Genomic DNA, 17,950 nt, shown 5'->3' on the forward strand with positions numbered 1-17,950 from the left:
ATCTTGATATCAGATATTTCCGGCCTCCTCGCCGGGTATCCGTGTGTTCTGACGGCAGGCGCGTTCTGCCTTCCGCTGTTTCTATCTTTTCCAGAATCAGGGATTTCTATTCCAGCACCGCTTAGCTGGGCTGCAGATATCCATCTATGGTTTCTGTTACCCTCAGGCGCCTGAAATCTTTGTCAGAAGCTCTTGTGTGTTCAGCGGACGATAAAAGTAGTAGCCCTGTACATAATCAGCCTTCATTCTCTTAACAATTCCAAGCTCTGTCTCCGTCTCCACCCCTTCCACGCATACCTTCTTATCTGCTCTGTGACATGCGAGGACAATACTTTTTACCAGCTCTCTGCTGGTTCTCGACTGAGCTATCTCTCTCATTATCTCCCGATCCAGCTTTACCAGATCCACCGGATAGCGCAGCAGCATCTGAAGGTTAGAATATCCTTTCCCAAAATCATCCAGAGCCAGCTTCATCCCCATAGCTCTGCATTCTTTGACCAGCCTCTCCAGATGCTCAGGAGCCTCATCAAAATGTGTCTCTGTCAGTTCCAGGATTAAATTTTTGCCGGAAACTCCATATCTTGACAGCGTTTCCTTCATAAAAGGAAGAAAACTGCTGTCAGTAATCTGAAGATAGCTCACATTAAACGACACAGTAAAATCAGGACGCTCTTTCATAAAGCTGCGACAGGCCAGTACAGCCTGTTCAAAAACCCACTTTCCAAAGGCCAGAATCTGCTTATTCTCCTCCATCAGCATAATAAAGCATTCCGGTGAAACAGCTGTCCCCCTGTACTCCCAGCGGCTCAGGATCTCTCCTCCCTTGATTCTCCCTGTCTCTCCCTCTACAATAGGCTGAATCACTACCCGGAACCCCTTGAACTGATCTCTGACATTCCGGCACAGCTCCAGAGACATCTCTGCCTCTTTCTGACGCTTTTCCAGCATATCCCACGAAAACCGCAGGACTCCCTGTTCGGGATTCCGTTTTGCATAGTAGATGCAGGTCATCACCCTCTCGATCAGTTCCATTCCGCTTCTCCCGTCTTCCGGACAGCGCAGCATACCCAGAGCACAGGGATTTTTCATCTCGATTCCTTTTTTCCGGTAGCACTCCTGAATACACTGGCGGATAATGCCGGATATTCTCACATCTGGCACCTGGCCGGGACAAACTGCAAGGAAACGGACTCCGTCCATCCGGTACAGCTCAAATCCGTAAAGTCTTTCCCGAAGCTGTGCGCAGATTTGTCTGAGAAGCCTGTCTGCCTCCATACGTCCCAGAGAGTCATTGATCACGGAAAAGCGGCTGAGTCCAATGCCGAACACCGTCGCCTGCTCTTTTTCCTCGCTCAGAGCGGTAAGTCTTCTGACAGCTGCCGGGTAACGCAGGAGACCTGTCACAGAATCCGCTGAGAACTCGTCTTCCAAATCTGTCATGCAGCCCGAGAAAAACAGAGGTCTGTCCCCGTCCCACTTGATAATTCCCCAGCAGCACATCCATCGGATTCTTTTGTCCATTCCCTGAAATCTCAGACGCTGGCTGTAAAATTCCCGTCTTTCCTCCATCACACTTAAAAGTCCCCGCTTATAGTTCTCCCGATCTTTCTCGTAGACAAACGGCTCTGCCTGCCTGAACAGCTGATGAACCAGGTTGGAAGAAAGCCCTAACTCCTCTCTTAACTTATCTGAGACATAGTAGACATCCTCCTGCACATCGCCGAAGAAAACATATACCGGCATTTCACGAGCTGACACTGAATGAAAAAACATTTCTGTATCAAAATAATATTTTCTGAGAAAGCGTCCGAAAGAAGACTGATACTCATGCAGTTCCTCCTCCCTGCATTCACTGGCAGTCTGGATTCTGAACCTCTCTCCTCCCACCTCAAAAAAGCCGCTTCTTACAGCATAAACAAGCCCGTCCACCATATTTTTCCAGAGTTTTTCATCAGGCCCTCCATCCGGCGTCTCCTCCTGCCCGCAGGCTGTAATAAGTCCGTCAAGGTTCTGCAGTGTCTCTGAACGGAAGTCTTTCCTAAGCTCCTCCAGGGAACGAAATCCCAGCATCCTCAGGCCATGGGGATTCATGTATACAATCTCCTGAGTGTCTGCATTTAAGATACAAACTATATCTCTCATCCGGTCATATATGTGCCATAGTTTTTTCATCTTTTATCTCCTGTATAATCCCCCTGCAGCGGTCTTTTCACACCTGTTCTGCGTAAAACTCCATGTTTCTTTAACGGCTGACACATTTCTCCTGCCTCCTGCAGGCTCCGTCTCCCATCCTTTTGCTATTACCAAATTTTACTGGAAGGGCTCCTGGTTGTCAATGCTTCTTTCCCCTTTCACCTTGTACTCAAAAAAAGACAGAGTCCTTCTGCTTCCAAGACGGCTGCAGAAGGACTCTGCCCTTTTCTCTGTGAATTTAAGCTACTTTTCTCTGTTTCAGTCCCGGAATCTGCCTACTTCTTCCCCTGTCCATAGTAGGCGCCGGGCCCGTGCTTTCTGAAGTAATGTTTATCCTGAAGGTAGGCCGGCGCCTCCTTCACCTCAGGATTCAGCCATTCCGTGCGGGCGGCCATCCTGGCCACCTCCTCAAGCACTGCCGCATTGTGGACTGCCATGTGAGGATTCTCTCCCCAGGCAAAGGGGCCGTGACATCTGCACAGGACGCAGGGAACTGCCCGGTAGTCAATTCCTTCCTTCTCAAACAGATCTCCGATCACAATTCCCGTATTCTTCTCGTAGTCCTCATCCAGCTCCTCTTTTGTAAGGCATCTGGCACAGGGGACATCCCTGTAAATATAATCTGCATGGGTAGTTCCATAGCAGGGGATGCTCCTGCCTGCCTGGGCCCAGGAGGTCGCCCACGGACTGTGTGTGTGAACGATCCCTCCGATGTCCGGAAAACGGCGGTACAGAACCATGTGCGTCTTCGTGTCCGACGAGGGATTCAGCTCTCCCTCCACCTTCTCTCCATCCAGGCTCATGACCACCATGTCCCCCGGCGTCAGCTTCTCATACTCCACTCCCGACGGCTTTATGACAAACAGTCCCTTCTCCCTGTCGATTCCCGATACATTTCCCCAGGTAAATGTCACAAGGCCCAGCCTCGGAAGCTCCATATTGGCCTCATATACCTGTTTTTTCAGTTCCTCCAGCATAATCCTGCTCCTTTTCCTGCTGCTGTTACCCGCGCACAGCCTCCACAGCCGCTCTCTCTGCTGCGAGACCTGCCCGGTACCGCTTCATATACGCCTGAAATCCCTTCACATCTGCCTCGTCCGGCTCTATGGTGGTCGCCCTGGTATCTGCGAACACCCGTCTTTCCAGATATTCTTCCAGAGACTCTCCCTTCCCCTCAGTCATGTAGGAAGCCAGAAGAGCCATCCCCCAGGGGCCTCCCTCTCCTGCCGTCTCCATGACGGAGACAGGTGTCATGGCAGCTGCGGCCATTATCCTCTGGCCTACCCCGGCCGTCTTAAACAGACCTCCATGGCCCATCAGGCGGTCCAGCTTCACGTCCTCCTCCTCTGTGAGAAGATCCATGCCGATCTTTAAGGTGGCCAGGGAGCTGTACAGATGGCTCCTCATGAAGTTGGCCAGGTGGAAGCGGCTGTCCGGCAGACGGAAAAACATGGGACGGCCTTCAGTAAAGTCTGTAATCGGCTCTCCGGAAAGATAGCCGCAGGCAAACAGACCGCCGCAGTCTGCATCCCCCTTCAGGGCCTCCCTGTAAAGGCTTCCATAGAGCTTATCCGGCTCCGTGGGGAATCCCATAAGCTCGGCAAACTCCCCAAACAGGCCGACCCAGGCGTTCAAATCCGAGGTGCAGTTATTGCAGTGCACCATCGCCACCGGCCTGCCCGTAGGTGTCGTCACCATATCGATCTCCGGGTGCACCTTTTTCAGCTCCTGCTCCAGGACAATCATGGAAAATACAGATGTCCCCGCCGATACATTTCCCGTTCTCTCAGCCACACTGTTGGTAGCCGTCATGCCGGTTCCGGCATCTCCCTCAGGAGGGCAAAGCCTGACTCCCGCTTTCAGCACACCGGCAGGGTCCAGAAGAGCGGCGCCCTCCCTGGTGAGAGTTCCCGCCTCCTCTCCTGCCGGGAGCACCTTCGGAAGAATCCCTGGAAGGGACCACCGGTATCCCATCTCCTCCCTGAGAGCTTCAAATTTTTCCATCATCTCCCGGCTGTAGGTTCCCGTTTTGCTGTCTATAGGGAACATGCCGGAGGCATCACCTACGCCCAGCACCTTCTCCCCGGTGAGGCGCCAGTGAATATACCCTGCCAGGGTTGTCAGAAAGGACAGCCTGCCCAGGTGCTCTTCCCCATTCAGCATGGCCTGATACAGATGGGCGATGCTCCATCTCTGGGGAATGTTGTAGGAAAAGAGCTTCGTCAGCTTCTCTGCCGCCTCCCCGGTCATGGTATTTCTCCAGGTCCTGAAGGGCACGAGAAGGTTTCCGTCCTCCCCGAAGGCCATATAGCCGTGCATCATGGCGCTGATTCCCAGGGAACCCACGGTTTCCAGCTCTGTTCCGTAGGTTTCCCTCACATTCCGGGCCAGATCCCTGTAACAGGACTGAAGCCCCGCGATAATTTCCTCCTCCGGATAAGTCCAGATTCCGTTTTCCAGCCGATTTTCCCAGCTGTGGCTTCCCTGGGCCGCCGGGGCCAGGGAGCTGTCTGTGAGAACTGCCTTGATTCTCGTCGAGCCAAACTCAATTCCCAGAGCTGTTCTCCCTGCCCTTATATCCTCTCTGATTTCCTCTATACTTCGGCTCATTGTCTCCACCTCTTTCCAGCCGGCCTCTGCCTGGCCTTTCCCTGTTTGCCTTCTGACTATCTGAACTTGTAGAAAGCCTCGTTCCATCTCAGCTCATTTCTGAACTGTCTTAAATTCGTATCTCTGTCAATATACACAGCCTCAATGCCCATGGCGTTTGCCCAGTCTCCCATCTGCTCTGCCGTCAGATCATAGGAGAAGGCTGTATGGTGAGCGCCTCCTGCATAGATCCATGCTGCGGCTCCTGTCTTTAAATCAGGCTGAGGCGTCCAGAAGGCCGTGGCTACCGGAAGCTTCGGCATCGGCTTTTCCGCCTTCTTCACATCCACCTCATTGATAATCAGACGGAACCTCTCGCCCAGGTCAATGAGGGACACCGCAACTCCCTTCCCCTCCTTGGCCGTAAATACAAGTCTCGCCGGATCCTCTCTGTCTCCCATGCTCAGCGGCTGCTCCTTGATGCAGATGGGGCCGTCTGCCACAGTGGGGCATACCTCCAGCATATGGGCCTGCAGGATTCCCTCCCGGCCCTTTACCAGGTTGTAGGTATAGTCCTCAAAGAAGGAGGTTCCCTTTGCCCCCGGAACGCCCTCAGCCATGATCTTCATCAGGCGCACCATGGCCGCTGTCTTCCAGTCTCCCTCTGCTCCGAAGCCGTAGCCCTTCTCCATGAGCCTCTGGATAGCAAGTCCCGGCAGCTGCTTCAGACCTCCCAGATCTCCGAAGTGGGTGACAATGGCCTGGTAGTTCTTCTCATCCAGGAACCGCTCGAAGCCCAGCTCAATCTGGGCCTGCACAGCCACCTTATCTCTGAATTCCTTCTCGTCTCTTCCCTCTGTGAGAATCTGGTATCTGCTGTAATATTCCTCTGTAAGGGCATCTGTGTCTGCCTTAGAGACAGAGTTTACACAGTCCACAATCTCGTTCACCGGGTAGGCGTCAACCTCCCAGCCAAACTTGATCTGGGCTTCCACCTTGTCTCCCTCTGTCACGGCTACATTTCTCATGTTGTCGGCCACACGCATCACGCGGATGTGGGAGGACTCCATCACGCCCACTGCTGTTCTCATCCAGGAGGCAAGGGCATCCTGAACCTCGCTGTCATCCCAGAAGCCTACGATCACCTTTCTCTCGATCCCCATGCGGGAAACAATGTGGCCATACTCTCTTCCTCCGTGAGCCGACTGGTTCTCATTCATAAAATCCATGTCTATGGCGTCATAGGGAATCTCCCTGTTGAACTGGGTGTGCAGATGGCACAGAGGCTTTCTGTACTCCTGAAGTCCCAGAATCCAGCTTTTGGCCGGTGAGAAGGTGTGCATCCATGTGATGACTCCTGCGCAGTCCGGATCCTGATTGGCCTCATTGAAGGTTTTGCGGATCACCTCATTGGTGATCAGAGTCGGCTTCCACACCACCTCAAAGGGCAGTCTTCCGCTTTCATTGAGCTTCTCCACAATAATCCTGGAATGCTCTGCCACATGGGCCAGACATTCGTCTCCGTAGAGATCCTGAGAGCCTGTACAGAACCAGAATTTATATTTCTTTCCCGTTAAAATCATTCCTCTTTCCTCCTGTCGCTGCTGTGATTTTCTTTCTCAGTTTCCCGGGCCGGATATCTTTTCTTCCGGCCCTGATATTTTCATTTCCGTCTGTCTCTTCCGGCATCAGCTGCCTTCTAATCCTGCTTTCCGCCCTTCTTGATCATGGCCAGCACAGATTGGAGCACGATGAAGAAGCAGAGAAGAGCTGCAATGGTGATTCTGGTCCACCAGGAGGACAGAGTTCCCTGGAAGGTGATAAAAGCCTCGATGGTAGCCTTAATCAGAACACCGAACAGCGTTCCGAAGACATTTCCCACACCTCCTGTCAGGAGAGTTCCGCCGATAACAGAGGAGGCGATGGCGTCCATCTCAAAGCCCTTTGCCTGCTCCACAAAGCCGCCCAGCGTATTCAGGCAGAACAGCACGCCGCCCACGCCGCAGAGAAATCCGTCCAGCACGTAAGCTTTCAGCTTCACCTTCCGCACATTCAGTCCCATCATCATGGCAGACTGCTCGTTGCCTCCCACGGCGTAAAGGCTGCGGCCGAACTTCGTATACTTGAGCATGATAAATGCCAGCACCACCAGAAGCAGGGCAATGACAACCGTCGGGTAAATATACGGCTGGATCAGAATTCCCTTTTTATTTAAGTAGCCTCCGAAGGGAAGATAGATCTTGGCCTTCGCCCATGCCATGAAAGTTTCATTGGTAATGCTTATCATATCCTTGGAAATAATCGCCGTCATACCTCTGGCAAAGAACATTCCCGCCAGCGTCACAATAAAGGGCTGGATATCCATATAGGCTACCAGGAAGCCCTGCACCAGGCCGAATACCACGCCTGTCACAAGGACAATGATCACTGCGGGGACTGCTCCGATTCCGCCCCGCTCCATCATCCACGCAAGCATCATACAGGCCATAGCCACAAAGGAGCCCACGCTGATGTCAATGCCTCCCGTGATCATAACCACTGTCATTCCGATGCCGATGACAATCAGTCCCGCATTGGAGATAAACAGGTTCAAAAAGTTCTGTGTTTTTGCAAAGCCAACATCCTTAAACACCACGCAGCCGATTCCGTACATAATAAAGAACAGAAGAATCGTGATAAGCAGAAGGAAGCTGTTCTGATTCATTTTTTTTCTCTGTTTCATAGTTAAGCCTCCTTTCCCTCAAGCTGCATTTTCTCTTGCTTTCTGGACAGAGATTTTTTCCATCTGGCAAATCCCGGTGACTGGAGTGCCACAATGATGACAACCACAACCGCCTTATAGACAGGAACCTGATCCGAAGATACATGCATAGCGTACAGGGTTGTGGTGAGGGCCTGGATCGTATAGGCTCCGATCACAGAGCCTGCCAGAGAAAACTTTCCTCCGCCCAGGGAGTTGCCGCCGATGGCCACCGCCAGAATAGCGTCCAGCTCCATGTTCAGTCCGATATTGTTGGCATCCGCCGAGTAGATACGGCTGGAGGCAATCAGTCCCGACAGTCCGGCACAGAGTCCGCAGTAGGCATAAGTAAGGAAAATAATAAACACGGCCTTGATTCCGATAAGCCTGGATGCCCGTTTATTGATACCTACTGACTGTATGTACATTCCAAGAGCCGTTTTCTTTAAAATCAGCGCCGTCACAGCCACCATAATGACTGCCACAATAAAAGGCGTGGGCACCGGGAATCCCGGAAACGAAGCGCCCAGCAGCTTATAGCTGTCCACCCTCACATAGGTAATCTGGCCGTCTGTAATCAGCTGGGCAATACCGCGGCCTGCCGTAAACATAATAAGGGTTGCCACCATGGGCTGAATATTCAGTTTTGCAACGAGAAAACCGTTAAAGCAGCCGATGAGGATACCCACCAGGAGCGCTGCTCCAAAGCCCATGAACAGAGGCGCTGCCAGCTCAGTAGCGGCTCTCTCTCCGCCTGTCAGCAGGTTGCAGCAGACTGCTGCACTCACAGCCATGATCGCGCCCACGGAGATATCCGTTCCGGCGGAGGCGGAGACAACCAGGGTCATTCCGATTGCCAGTATCACAAGCTCTGACGCACGGTTGATAATATCGATAATGTATCCGTAGAGTACTCCGTCTCTCACGGAGATCTGAAAAAAGTCCGGCGTGGTAATCACATTGATCAAAAGCACCAGAGCCAGGCAGAAAATCGGCAGAAACAGCCGCTTTGACGTAATATTTTTTAATGTCCCACTCATATCACTGACCTCCCGCAATGGTTGCCATAATGCTGGCCTGATTCATCTCATCGCCGTAAAGCTCGCCTACCTTAGTGCTGTCCCTCATTACGACCATGCGATCGCAGGTTCTGAGCATCTCCTCAATCTCGGAGGAGATAAATACCACAGCCATGCCCTTCTTGGCCAGCTCCACCACCAGCTTCTGGATTTCTGTCTTGGTTCCAACATCGATTCCCCTTGTAGGCTCGTCGAGAATCAGGAAATCCGGATTTGTAAGAAGCCATCTTCCGATGATAACCTTCTGCTGATTTCCTCCCGACAGGGATTTAATCGGCGTCTCCCGGCTGGCAGTCTTAATCTGCAGCATCTCGATGTATTTGTCCGTGAACTCCTCCTGCTGCTTTCTGGAAAGGAGCCTGAACACACCTCTCTTAGCCTGGAGGGCCAGGATCAGATTCTCCCTCACAGAGAGATCTGCAATGATTCCCTCGTTTTTCCGATCCTCGGGAAGATAGGCCATACCGCAGTTCATGGAGGAGAGGGGGTTCTTTGCCAGATGCTTCTGTCCTTTCACAAAAAGTTCTCCGGAGTCAGCCTTCTCCGCCCCGTACAGGAGTCTTACAGTCTCGGATCGCCCGGAGCCGAGAAGTCCCGTAAAGCCTACGACCTCTCCCTTTCTGATAACCAGATCAAAGGGCTTTATGTACCCCTTCTTTCCAAGGCCTACCGCCTTGATAACCAGATCCTCCTCGCTCTCCCGGATCTCTGTTTTCTCTGTCTTGATGGATGCCAGATCGTCAAAATCCTTCCCCATCATTCTGGCCACAAGCTGTACTCTGGGAAGCTCCGCCGTTGTGTACTGCCCCACCAGCTGGCCGTTTCGAAGAACTGTGATCTTGTCGCAGACTGCATACACCTGCTCTAAGAAGTGGGTGACAAAAATGATGCCTACCCCTTCTCCCTTGAGCCTGCGCATCAGGGAGAACAGCTTTTCTACCTCGCCGTCATCCAGGGAGGACGTGGGCTCATCCAGGATCAGAACCTTCGCCGACATATCCACTGCCCTCGCAATAGCGATCATCTGCTGGATGGCAATGGAATAATTGTCGATTGTCTTCGTTACATCCGCATGAATATCCAGCTCCTCTAAGAGCTTTGCCGAACGGCGGTTCATTTCCTTCCAGTCAATAAAGCCTCCCTTTCTCGGCTCTCTTCCAATGAAGAGATTTTCCGCAACCGTCAGATTCGGACAGAGGTTAATCTCCTGGTAAACGGTGCTGATTCCTCTCTTCTGCGCCTCCTGGGGACTTCTGTTTACGACGTTTCCTTCTATGCCGTCAACGCGGATCTCTCCCGTCTCAAACTCCTCCACTCCCGTAAGCACCTTGATGAGCGTGGATTTTCCTGCTCCGTTCTCTCCCATCAGTGCATGGATCTCTCCCTTTTTCAGGGTAAAATCTACGTTCTGGAGAGCCTTCACGCCCGGAAACGTTTTATAAATGTGTCTCATTTCTAGCACGCTGCCCTGTTCCATAAACGTCCTGCCTCCTTACCTTCCATTCTGCCCGTCAGCCTTCTGTATAGAATCCCTCCCAGGGGGTCTTTTCCAGGGCTGATTTTGCCTCACCTGAGCTTGCTCCTGCCCGGCAGGGCTCTCTCACCTCACAGAAAATCCTGTTGAATTTCCCCTGAAATGCGAAAGCGGGGGCCAAAGGCCTCCGCCTTCGGCCCCCGCATCTTAGCTGATGAATCATCGGGCTGCTCTGATTCTTCTTTATATGCTTTTAATTAGTATGCTCTTGTCTCCAGGATGGACTCCAGATCCATTGTTGTGTCGAAGTATCCCTCGTCAACGTACTGAATCTTCTCTACTTCCTCTCCTGCCTCCAACTTCTGAATAATCTCATCTACACGAGGTCCGTGAAGCGGGTTGCACTCGAAGGTAGCATTCATGTCGCCTGCGATCATAGACTCAAATGCAGCTTTTACAGAGTCGAAACCTACAACGATGATGTCTCCGTCCGGTCCGCAGGTCTTTCCTGCTGCCTTGATGGCATCGATTGCACCAAATGCGGAGTTGTCGTTCTCGCATACAACTACGTCAATATCATCGTAGCTCTTTAAGAAGGACTCCATAACTTCCTGGCCCTTAGCCTGTGTGAAGTCTCCGGACTGCATGTCAAGCATATGCCAGTTTGGATGCTGCTCCAGAATGTTTCCGAATCCCTCTGTACGTCCAATCTGTGCAGAAGCGCCGATGGTACCCTGAATAGTAACGATGTTGATGTCCTCGTCTGCTCTTCCCTGAGACTCCAGGTAATCAGCCAGCCAGTTTCCGCAGGTCTCGCCCTCTTTGATGAAGTTTCCTCCTACCCAGCACTCATACAGGCTGTCATCGGAAACCTGCATCTGACGGTCAGAAAGGATAACCGGAATTCCTGCTTCCTTGGCCTCCTCGAGAACTGTCTCCCATCCTGTCTCTACAACAGGGGCAACAACTATGTAATCTACATCCTGCTGGATGAAGGAACGGATTGCCTTAATCTGATTTTCCTGTTTCTGCTGTGCATCATCAAAGATCAGCTTGTAGCCGTTCTCCTCTGTGAAAGTGGACTTAAAGGACTCTGTGTTAGCTGTTCTCCAGTCAGACTCAGCGCCAACCTGTGCATAGCCCACTGTAATCAGATCGCCGTCAGCTGTATCGGCAGCTGCTTCCTCTCCTGCCTCAGAAGCTGCCTCTGTGTCAGCTGCCTCTGTTCCTGCTGCTGTTGTCTCAGCCGGTGCTTCTGCCTGAGAGCTGCACGCGATCAGGGATGCTGACATAGCCATCATCAGAGCGATTGATAAGAATCTCTTTTTCATATTTGTTTCCTCCTTTTTTCAGTTCCGTTTCTGATAACTTTATTATAAAAAAAGCCCTGTCTTTTTTAAACAGAGCTTCTTTTGAAAAAAGTATAATTTTTTTAAGAAATTTTTTCTGTCAATAATAAAACGTATATTTTTTTACTATAAAGGTATGTTTTTTTAAGGTAGCTCTCATGGCCGCACCTGCTCTGTTCTGCTTTTCTCATCCTCCCGGCGGGAAAGGGGAATCTGCCCCAGATACAGCTTTACGCAGGTGCCCACACCCTTCTCTGATTCAATCACAAGGGCCGACGATTCTCCATAGTACATGGAAAGCCTCTGGGCCACGTTGCTCAGTCCGAAGCCTCCGCTCTTTCTGACCGGCTCCTCCCTGCCCTCTCTGCCGCTCTTTATCTTTTCTCTCAGTTTTGAGAGAGTTTCCTGATCCATTCCGGTTCCGTCATCCTCTACCTCGAAGACAATCCCGTTTTTATCCTCATATCCGCGAATGGAGATTGTGCCTCCTCCTCGTTTATTCTTAATTCCATGGTAGAGGGCATTCTCCACGATAGGCTGGAGGATCATCTTGAGCACCACCCTGCTGCGGATCCTCTCCTCCATCTCTATCCGGTAGTCCAGCACATCCTCATAGCGGATCTTCTGGATTTTCAGATAGCTTCTGATATGCTGTTCCTCCTCTGCGATGGTGATGAAATCGTGTCCTTCAGAGAGCACTGTCCGGAAGAAGTCGCTCAAATCCGAGGTCATCTCCACTACCTGCCTGTTGTTTCCCCCTTCTGCCATCCAGACAATGGAGTCCAGAGTATTGTAGAGGAAATGAGGGTTAATCTGCTCCTGCCTCAGCTTCAGCTCCATCACACGCAGATTCTCCTGTTCTCTCCTGGTCTTATCCATCAGCCCAGCAATTTCATCGCTCATAATATTAAAGGTTCTCGCCAGAACATTGATCTCTGCCATGCCGCTCATGGCCGCCCGGGCCTTCAGATCCCCCTGCCCCAGCCTGCGGGCCGTCTCCGTGAGATCTTTCACCGGCCCTGTCACGGAACGGGCAATCGCTGCCGCAGTCGCAAATCCCACAGTCAGCACCGCAGCCAGCAGTACCAGGTATATCATGAGCAGCCGGGTTGTCTGGGTTTCCAGATCCTTCTGCAGACGCTCCATTCTCAGAGTCTCATAATAGATATACTGGTTTATGTAGTCCTGAATCATGGAACAGAGTCCCTGAATATCATTCTCCCAGATAGACTGCTGCACATCGTAGGGGGTTGTCTCCTTGGAGGCGTTCATCAGCTTGTTCACCGCCGTCTCCAGAGAATCCAGGCAGGATAAAAGTCCTCTGATTTTAATATCTCTGTCAGAGCCTCTCTCCCTCTCAATAGACTCAAAATCCCTCCTGGCCGACTCGATCATATTGTAGGGATTCTTGACTATCGTAGCATACTGGGTTCTCCCCTCTATGATGTCCCCGTCCTGAAACTGCTCCGGCTTCAAAAGCCCGATCATAACCCGGTACATGGAATACTCCATGTCCTCCTTAAATTTCATATTGTATTCATTGGCAATTCTCAGATTCGACATAATCGTGGCGTAGGATGCCGAGTATTCTCTGATCAGGGAGACAATCCCCAAAACCATGCAGGTCAGAGGAATTGCTGTCACCAGAATCAGCAGACTCATCCTCCGGTTCAGCGTAAAAAAATATAAAATCCTTCTGGCCCCTGTTCTTTCCTGCTCTTTCCCGGAATTACTCACAGGCTGTCTGCCCTCCTGTTCCTCTTTTCTTTCTTCTGAGTTTTCCGTCAGTCTCATGCGGGGAATCTCTCTTTTCTCATCTCCACCTGTTTTTATCTGCCCTCTCATCCCGTTTTCCTCCCCTGTTCCGGCAGTTCAAGCCGTTTTTCCACGGTGCGGCCCCTTCCGGAGTACCAGCCAATCCTGCCTGATGCTACCCCTGTCTGACCGACGTCTTATACTCCTTCGGCGACATTCCCATAACCTTTTTAAAGGCAGAGCTGAAGTAGTGGGGATCATTGTATCCTGCACGCTCACCGATCTCTGCAGTTCTGAGATTTGTGCATTTGAGCATCTCACAGGCGCTGTCAATCCTCACCCGCGTCAGATACTCCACAAAGGTCTGCCCCGTTTCCTGCCGGAAAATGGAGCTGAAATAGCTGGGGCTTACCCCGATATGGGCAGCTACCAGGTTTAAAGAAAAATCTCCCCTGGAAAAGTTTTCCTTTATGAAGCTCTTGGCTTCGCGGATCACCTGCCCATACCGATCCGAGGAGACTCTGTCTCTGACTTCCAGCGCACATCCGAACAACCCCACCAGATAGTGTTTTGTTTTCTCCACCTCTGTAATCGCCTGGGGGATCCTCTTTATATCCCGAAAACTCTCCGGCAGCTCCTCCTCGATTCCGAGATTTCTGACAAACTCCTGGACACAGTAGAAAATATCCACCACCATATACTGGCGCAGCAGCAGAGATTTATAGTTGTTCTCCCCCACAGCCGCAAAATATTCCTCCACAAATGTCTCACACTCGTCCACAGAGCCCAGTTTTAAAAATTCCTCAATCAGCCTCCGATCCACTCCCCGGTAGTCCGTCTGATCCAGAAATTCCGTATACTTTTTATAGCTGGCAAAATACCGCTCCAGCAGCTTCTCCCTCTCTCTCTCCTCCCGGATCGTATCGGCCACCCGCTTTAACGCCTCCACGAGAGCCGCTGAGGTCACCGGCTTCAGGATATAGTCGCTGATTCCCATCTTTATCGCTTCCTTGGCGTAGTCAAACTCGTTGTATCCGCTTAAAATCACAATCTTTATATCAGGAAGGGCTTTTTTTACCAGCCTGCTCAGCTCCAGCCCGTCCATAAAGGGCATCTTGACATCTGTAACCAGGATGTCCGGCTCCGTCTCCAGAATCAGGGGATAGGCATACTCCCCGTCTCCCCCTTCTCCCACAAACTGAAATCCATTAGCCGCCCAGTCAATATTATCACGAATTCCTTTTCTGATAATCGGCTCGTCCTCCACCAGAAATACCTTTATCATTCTTCTCCCCCTCTTTTCCCGTTTCCCGGTTTTCACACTGCCGGACAGCGCAAAAAACCTCCGGCTGTACGATATATCATATCATACTGACCGGAGGGTTTCCACTGAAATATGTAATATGCAGGCATACGCCTGTGTCTGGTATATTTTACTTATAGAAAATTCAAAAATCCTGTAATAATGGCAGAATTTACCAGATTGATGAACAGGCTTCCCACGAGAGGCACAATGAAGAATGCGCTGGGGGAGGAGCCGTACTTGCTCTCAATCACCTACATATTAGCCATAGCCGTCGGTACAGCTCCAAGGCCGAAACCTGTCATTCCTACCGTCATCACAGCGGCGTCAAAGTTTCTTCCCATAAACCGGAAATTGACAAAGATTCCATACAGGGTAATTAAAATCATCTGGGCCAGCAGGATAATGAACATGGGCACTGCCAGGTCAATCAGTTTCCACAGCTCCATGGTCATCATGGAGAGGGCCAGGAACACCAGCAGAGATATATTGGAAATGATGGACAGCTCCGGGAGCTTCAGATCCAGCTTATCTGAGTGATCCGCGATATTTCTCAGTATGGCAGCGGCAGTCATGGCTCCCACGGAGGCAGGAAATTCAAGCCCTGTCAGTTCCAGAAGGTAGGAAATCAGCGTCCCCAGTCCCACAGTCAGCAGGATCTGGTAGGCAGCGGCAGTCATCCTCTTCTCATCAATCTCTGCTTCCTCCTCCTTATCTCCAAACTTCATTTCTTTCGTCTCCAAGCCGGGTTTCAGATGTTTTTTCTCGATGAGGAACCTTCCAATGGGTCCTCCCAGAAGCGCTCCTGCTACCAGACCGAAGGTGGAGGCAGCTGTGGCAATCGTGGTTCCGGCGTCCAGCCCGGCACTCTCCAGGATGGGCCCCCAGGCAGCGGCTGTACCGTTTCCTCCTACCATGGGGATCGAGCCGCAGGCCATACCGATCAGAGGGTTAATTCCCATTATATGGCAGATCACAATTCCCAGGCCGTTCTGGAAGACAACCAGAATACTGGAGAGCACCAGGAACAGAATCACCTGAGGTCCTCCTTTTTTCAGCAGTTTCCAGCTTGCCGTATAGCCAATTCCCGCATAAAAAAGCAGGCTGAAAAATTCATTGAACGAGCTGTCCAGACTTACAGAAGCCGTGCCGGACAGGTTTAAAGCTGTAATGAGAAGCGCAACCAGCACACCGCCCACCACCGGAGTCGGAATGCAGAATTTTCGAAGCACATAAATACGTTTTTTGATAAAATCGCCCAGCATCAGCGCCAGAACTGCCAGCGCTATGGTATAGTAAACATTGAAACTAATCTCCGTCATCTTGATTTCCCCCTTAACCTTCTCTGCCCTGCGTTACCTTCCCTGCCTTTTACCTTATCGCTCTGATCAGATTTTCGGCACTCCATTTTCCATCAGAACTCTTCCGTCTGCCACGATAGTTCCATTTTTCATAATCACATCGTAGTGACAGCTGGCCTTTACCTTTCCTCCCAGTGTAATGCTCGTTCCGATTCCGATATGGCAGGTTCCGAAAACTCCCTCGTCCTCCAGCATAAACCCGCAGAAACGGCACTTGGGATTCAGCCCCACGCCATGCTCCGCTATATTATATACGTTCGGATCATTCTTGGATGCCAGATCGTCTGCCAGCATTTTGGCCTGACATCCTCCCGTGATCTCCACAATCCTTCCATTTTCTACCCGGAGCGTAACCGGCTCCTCCAGCACGCCGATCCCGATGTAGGGGATGCTTCCGTCTGCCACAATAATTCCATTGGCGCTTCCCTCAACCGGGGATACGTTTGCCTCAACAGTGGGAAGCGTAGAAAACTGCCCTTTTTCCACCATGCAGTACAGATGGTTTCCTCTGCGCCCCTCGGCAGAATACTCCAGATGCGTTCCTCCCGGAGAGGTCAGCACAATCTTTTTGGCTCCTGCCATAGCCTGCGCCATATTGATGCACAGCGGCTTCAGCTTCTCGAAATCTCCCTCGATTCCCCCGTGAATCATCATCTCTTCCGTAAAATGGGTCAGAACGAGTCCCCGGGAGCCTGCCCCTATCGCCGATTTTACTGCCTCTGTATGGGTGATGGATTTTCCAACCACCGAAATAAATCCGTCGCTCGCCAGCATGGCTGCTGCAATTTCCTTCGGCGGCTCCTCTCCGTCCCTCTTTCGCGGCTCCATGATGCAGACGGCCGGCTCTGCCCCTGCCCGGTAAACCTCCGAGGCCAGTGCCTGGGCGATGCTCAGTCTGGACAGCTCCGTCACAATCAGGATCTGCTCTCCTGGCCGGACCTTCATACACGTGTTGACCACCTTGTCTGCTCCTCTGGACATATAAATGTTTTCCATTGCCAATCCTCCTTCTCCTTTTACTTTTACTTTTACTTTTACTTTTACTTTTACTTTTACTTCTCCACAGTCTCTTTGTCCTTCTTCTCTTCTTAGTCTCTTTACTGTTTTATTTTCTATATAATATATTCTATAGAATATATTATAATTTGTCAATCCTCAATATGATTGTTTGCCCCTTTTTTTCTAACTTTCTATTCCCCTGCTTTTCTAATTCTCCCTGAAGAAGTTCTCCAGACACAGAGAGACTGCTGCAAAACCAGACTTTCATACAGAAATACTGCCCGCGGCGTGAAGCCTGGCGCTATATTCTGCACTTCCATTCCATTCTGCAGCAGTCTCCCTTTTTTTTGCGGCCGCCTGCCCTTTGGCTCTTCTTTCCTGCTTCTGAGGAGAGCTTACTTTTTTCCCTCAATGTATTTCCTTCCATTATGGATATGGGTGGACACTGCCCTCCTGGCAGCCTCCACATCACGCTTCGCGAGAGCGTCCACAACGGCCCGGTGCTCCTCGCAGATCTCATGCTTTCGTTCCGGGCTTCCGGCGGAATATTTTCTGTCCCTGCTGATCACTCCCTTGAGCATTTCCAGCAGGTTTTTGAGAATTCTGTTTCCTGTCAGCTGATAAATCTGATCGTCAAACTGCTGGCTTGCCCTGGCGATCTCCGCTACCCCCTCTGTCTGTTCAAACTCCTCGATCATCCGGTAGAGCTTATCGATCTCCTCCTGGCTGACTCTCTCGATTACCTGCTCTACCGCCAGGTGCTCCAGCGCCTCACGGCAGGCATAGGCCTCTTCAATTTCTCTCTGATCCAGCTCTTTTACGACTGCGCCGCGGTAAGGAATAATCTCAATCAGCCCGTCGCTTGCCAGCCGCTTGAATGCCTCCCGTACCGGGGTAGCGCTGATTCCCATCTGTTTTGCCACATGCTGCTCCCTCAGCTCTGTCCCGGGAGGCAAAACACCGCTGACGATAGACTCCATCAAGGAGCGGTATGCTTTTTCGCTGAGAGGAATCCTGGTAACTGCTGGAATCCTCCTGTATTCTGTCTGTTCCATCTTCCCTCATTCAAGTAATCATTCCAAAACATCCCGTACCTGCATCTGCCCGG

13 protein-coding genes are annotated in these 17,950 nt (G+C 51.3%); all 13 read right to left on the reverse strand.

Going from position 1 to position 17,950, the window contains the following annotated elements:
* Nucleotides 1-162: 162 nt before the first annotated feature.
* The 13 genes from DW757_RS07280 to DW757_RS07345 all read right to left on the reverse strand — a co-directional run bounded on the left by DW757_RS07280 (nt 163) and on the right by DW757_RS07345 (nt 17,897).
* Complete coding sequence (locus DW757_RS07280; RefSeq protein WP_118751382.1) at nt 163-2,172, reverse strand: GGDEF domain-containing phosphodiesterase; 2,010 nt, start codon at nt 2,170-2,172, stop codon at nt 163-165.
* A 296-nt stretch (nt 2,173-2,468) separates the two neighbouring features.
* Nucleotides 2,469-3,170, reverse strand: a complete 702-nt coding sequence (locus DW757_RS07285; protein ID WP_118751383.1) for an L-ribulose-5-phosphate 4-epimerase — start codon at nt 3,168-3,170, stop codon at nt 2,469-2,471.
* Between the two features lie 25 nt (nt 3,171-3,195).
* A complete protein-coding gene (locus DW757_RS07290) occupies nt 3,196-4,803 on the reverse strand; it encodes an FGGY-family carbohydrate kinase (RefSeq protein WP_015574418.1) in 1,608 nt (535 codons plus the stop codon).
* 56 nt (nt 4,804-4,859) lie between these two features.
* Nucleotides 4,860-6,365 carry an L-arabinose isomerase gene (gene araA / locus DW757_RS07295; RefSeq protein ID WP_008395799.1) on the reverse strand — a complete coding sequence of 502 codons (1,506 nt, stop codon included), beginning with the start codon at nt 6,363-6,365 and terminating at the stop codon, nt 4,860-4,862.
* 116 nt (nt 6,366-6,481) lie between these two features.
* Complete coding sequence (locus DW757_RS07300) at nt 6,482-7,504, reverse strand: ABC transporter permease (protein ID WP_008395801.1); 1,023 nt, start codon at nt 7,502-7,504, stop codon at nt 6,482-6,484.
* A 2-nt stretch (nt 7,505-7,506) separates the two neighbouring features.
* Nucleotides 7,507-8,562 carry an ABC transporter permease gene (locus DW757_RS07305; protein ID WP_008395802.1) on the reverse strand — a complete coding sequence of 352 codons (1,056 nt, stop codon included), beginning with the start codon at nt 8,560-8,562 and terminating at the stop codon, nt 7,507-7,509.
* 1 nt (nt 8,563) lies between these two features.
* On the reverse strand, nt 8,564-10,078 hold the full coding sequence (locus DW757_RS07310) for a sugar ABC transporter ATP-binding protein (RefSeq protein WP_008395803.1): 1,515 nt from the start codon (nt 10,076-10,078) through the stop codon (nt 8,564-8,566).
* Between the two features lie 254 nt (nt 10,079-10,332).
* Nucleotides 10,333-11,406: an ABC transporter substrate-binding protein gene (locus DW757_RS07315; protein ID WP_008395807.1), complete on the reverse strand. Its 1,074-nt coding sequence runs from the start codon at nt 11,404-11,406 to the stop codon at nt 10,333-10,335.
* A 174-nt stretch (nt 11,407-11,580) separates the two neighbouring features.
* Nucleotides 11,581-13,269: a sensor histidine kinase gene (locus DW757_RS07320; protein ID WP_118751384.1), complete on the reverse strand. Its 1,689-nt coding sequence runs from the start codon at nt 13,267-13,269 to the stop codon at nt 11,581-11,583.
* Between the two features lie 85 nt (nt 13,270-13,354).
* Complete coding sequence (locus DW757_RS07325) at nt 13,355-14,464, reverse strand: helix-turn-helix domain-containing protein (RefSeq protein ID WP_021966478.1); 1,110 nt, start codon at nt 14,462-14,464, stop codon at nt 13,355-13,357.
* Nucleotides 14,465-14,736: 272 nt separating this feature from the next.
* On the reverse strand, nt 14,737-15,804 hold the full coding sequence (locus DW757_RS07330; protein ID WP_243033490.1) for a sodium/glutamate symporter: 1,068 nt from the start codon (nt 15,802-15,804) through the stop codon (nt 14,737-14,739).
* 66 nt (nt 15,805-15,870) lie between these two features.
* Complete coding sequence (locus DW757_RS07335; protein WP_118751385.1) at nt 15,871-16,839, reverse strand: aminopeptidase; 969 nt, start codon at nt 16,837-16,839, stop codon at nt 15,871-15,873.
* Nucleotides 16,840-17,237: 398 nt separating this feature from the next.
* The gene (locus DW757_RS07345; protein WP_118751387.1) at nt 17,238-17,897 is read right to left on the reverse strand and encodes a GntR family transcriptional regulator; all 660 of its coding nucleotides are present in this window, start codon (nt 17,895-17,897) and stop codon (nt 17,238-17,240) included.
* Nucleotides 17,898-17,950: the final 53 nt, after the last annotated feature.

The sequence above is a fragment of the Clostridium sp. AM29-11AC genome, assembly GCF_003480545.1.
In the GTDB taxonomy this organism is placed as follows: Bacteria; Bacillota; Clostridia; order Lachnospirales; family Lachnospiraceae; genus Otoolea; species Otoolea saccharolyticum_A.

Coding starts and splice junctions, on each gene's coding strand:
- DW757_RS07280 (WP_118751382.1), bottom strand. CDS start 2,172: ATGAAAAAACTATGGCACATATATGACCGGATGAGAGATATAGTTTGT.
- DW757_RS07285 (WP_118751383.1), bottom strand. CDS start 3,170: ATGCTGGAGGAACTGAAAAAACAGGTATATGAGGCCAATATGGAGCTT.
- DW757_RS07290 (WP_015574418.1), bottom strand. CDS start 4,803: ATGAGCCGAAGTATAGAGGAAATCAGAGAGGATATAAGGGCAGGGAGA.
- araA (WP_008395799.1), bottom strand. CDS start 6,365: ATGATTTTAACGGGAAAGAAATATAAATTCTGGTTCTGTACAGGCTCT.
- DW757_RS07300 (WP_008395801.1), bottom strand. CDS start 7,504: ATGAAACAGAGAAAAAAAATGAATCAGAACAGCTTCCTTCTGCTTATC.
- DW757_RS07305 (WP_008395802.1), bottom strand. CDS start 8,562: ATGAGTGGGACATTAAAAAATATTACGTCAAAGCGGCTGTTTCTGCCG.
- DW757_RS07310 (WP_008395803.1), bottom strand. CDS start 10,078: ATGGAACAGGGCAGCGTGCTAGAAATGAGACACATTTATAAAACGTTT.
- DW757_RS07315 (WP_008395807.1), bottom strand. CDS start 11,406: ATGAAAAAGAGATTCTTATCAATCGCTCTGATGATGGCTATGTCAGCA.
- DW757_RS07320 (WP_118751384.1), bottom strand. CDS start 13,269: ATGAGAGGGCAGATAAAAACAGGTGGAGATGAGAAAAGAGAGATTCCC.
- DW757_RS07325 (WP_021966478.1), bottom strand. CDS start 14,464: ATGATAAAGGTATTTCTGGTGGAGGACGAGCCGATTATCAGAAAAGGA.
- DW757_RS07330 (WP_243033490.1), bottom strand. CDS start 15,804: ATGACGGAGATTAGTTTCAATGTTTACTATACCATAGCGCTGGCAGTT.
- DW757_RS07335 (WP_118751385.1), bottom strand. CDS start 16,839: ATGGAAAACATTTATATGTCCAGAGGAGCAGACAAGGTGGTCAACACG.
- DW757_RS07345 (WP_118751387.1), bottom strand. CDS start 17,897: ATGGAACAGACAGAATACAGGAGGATTCCAGCAGTTACCAGGATTCCT.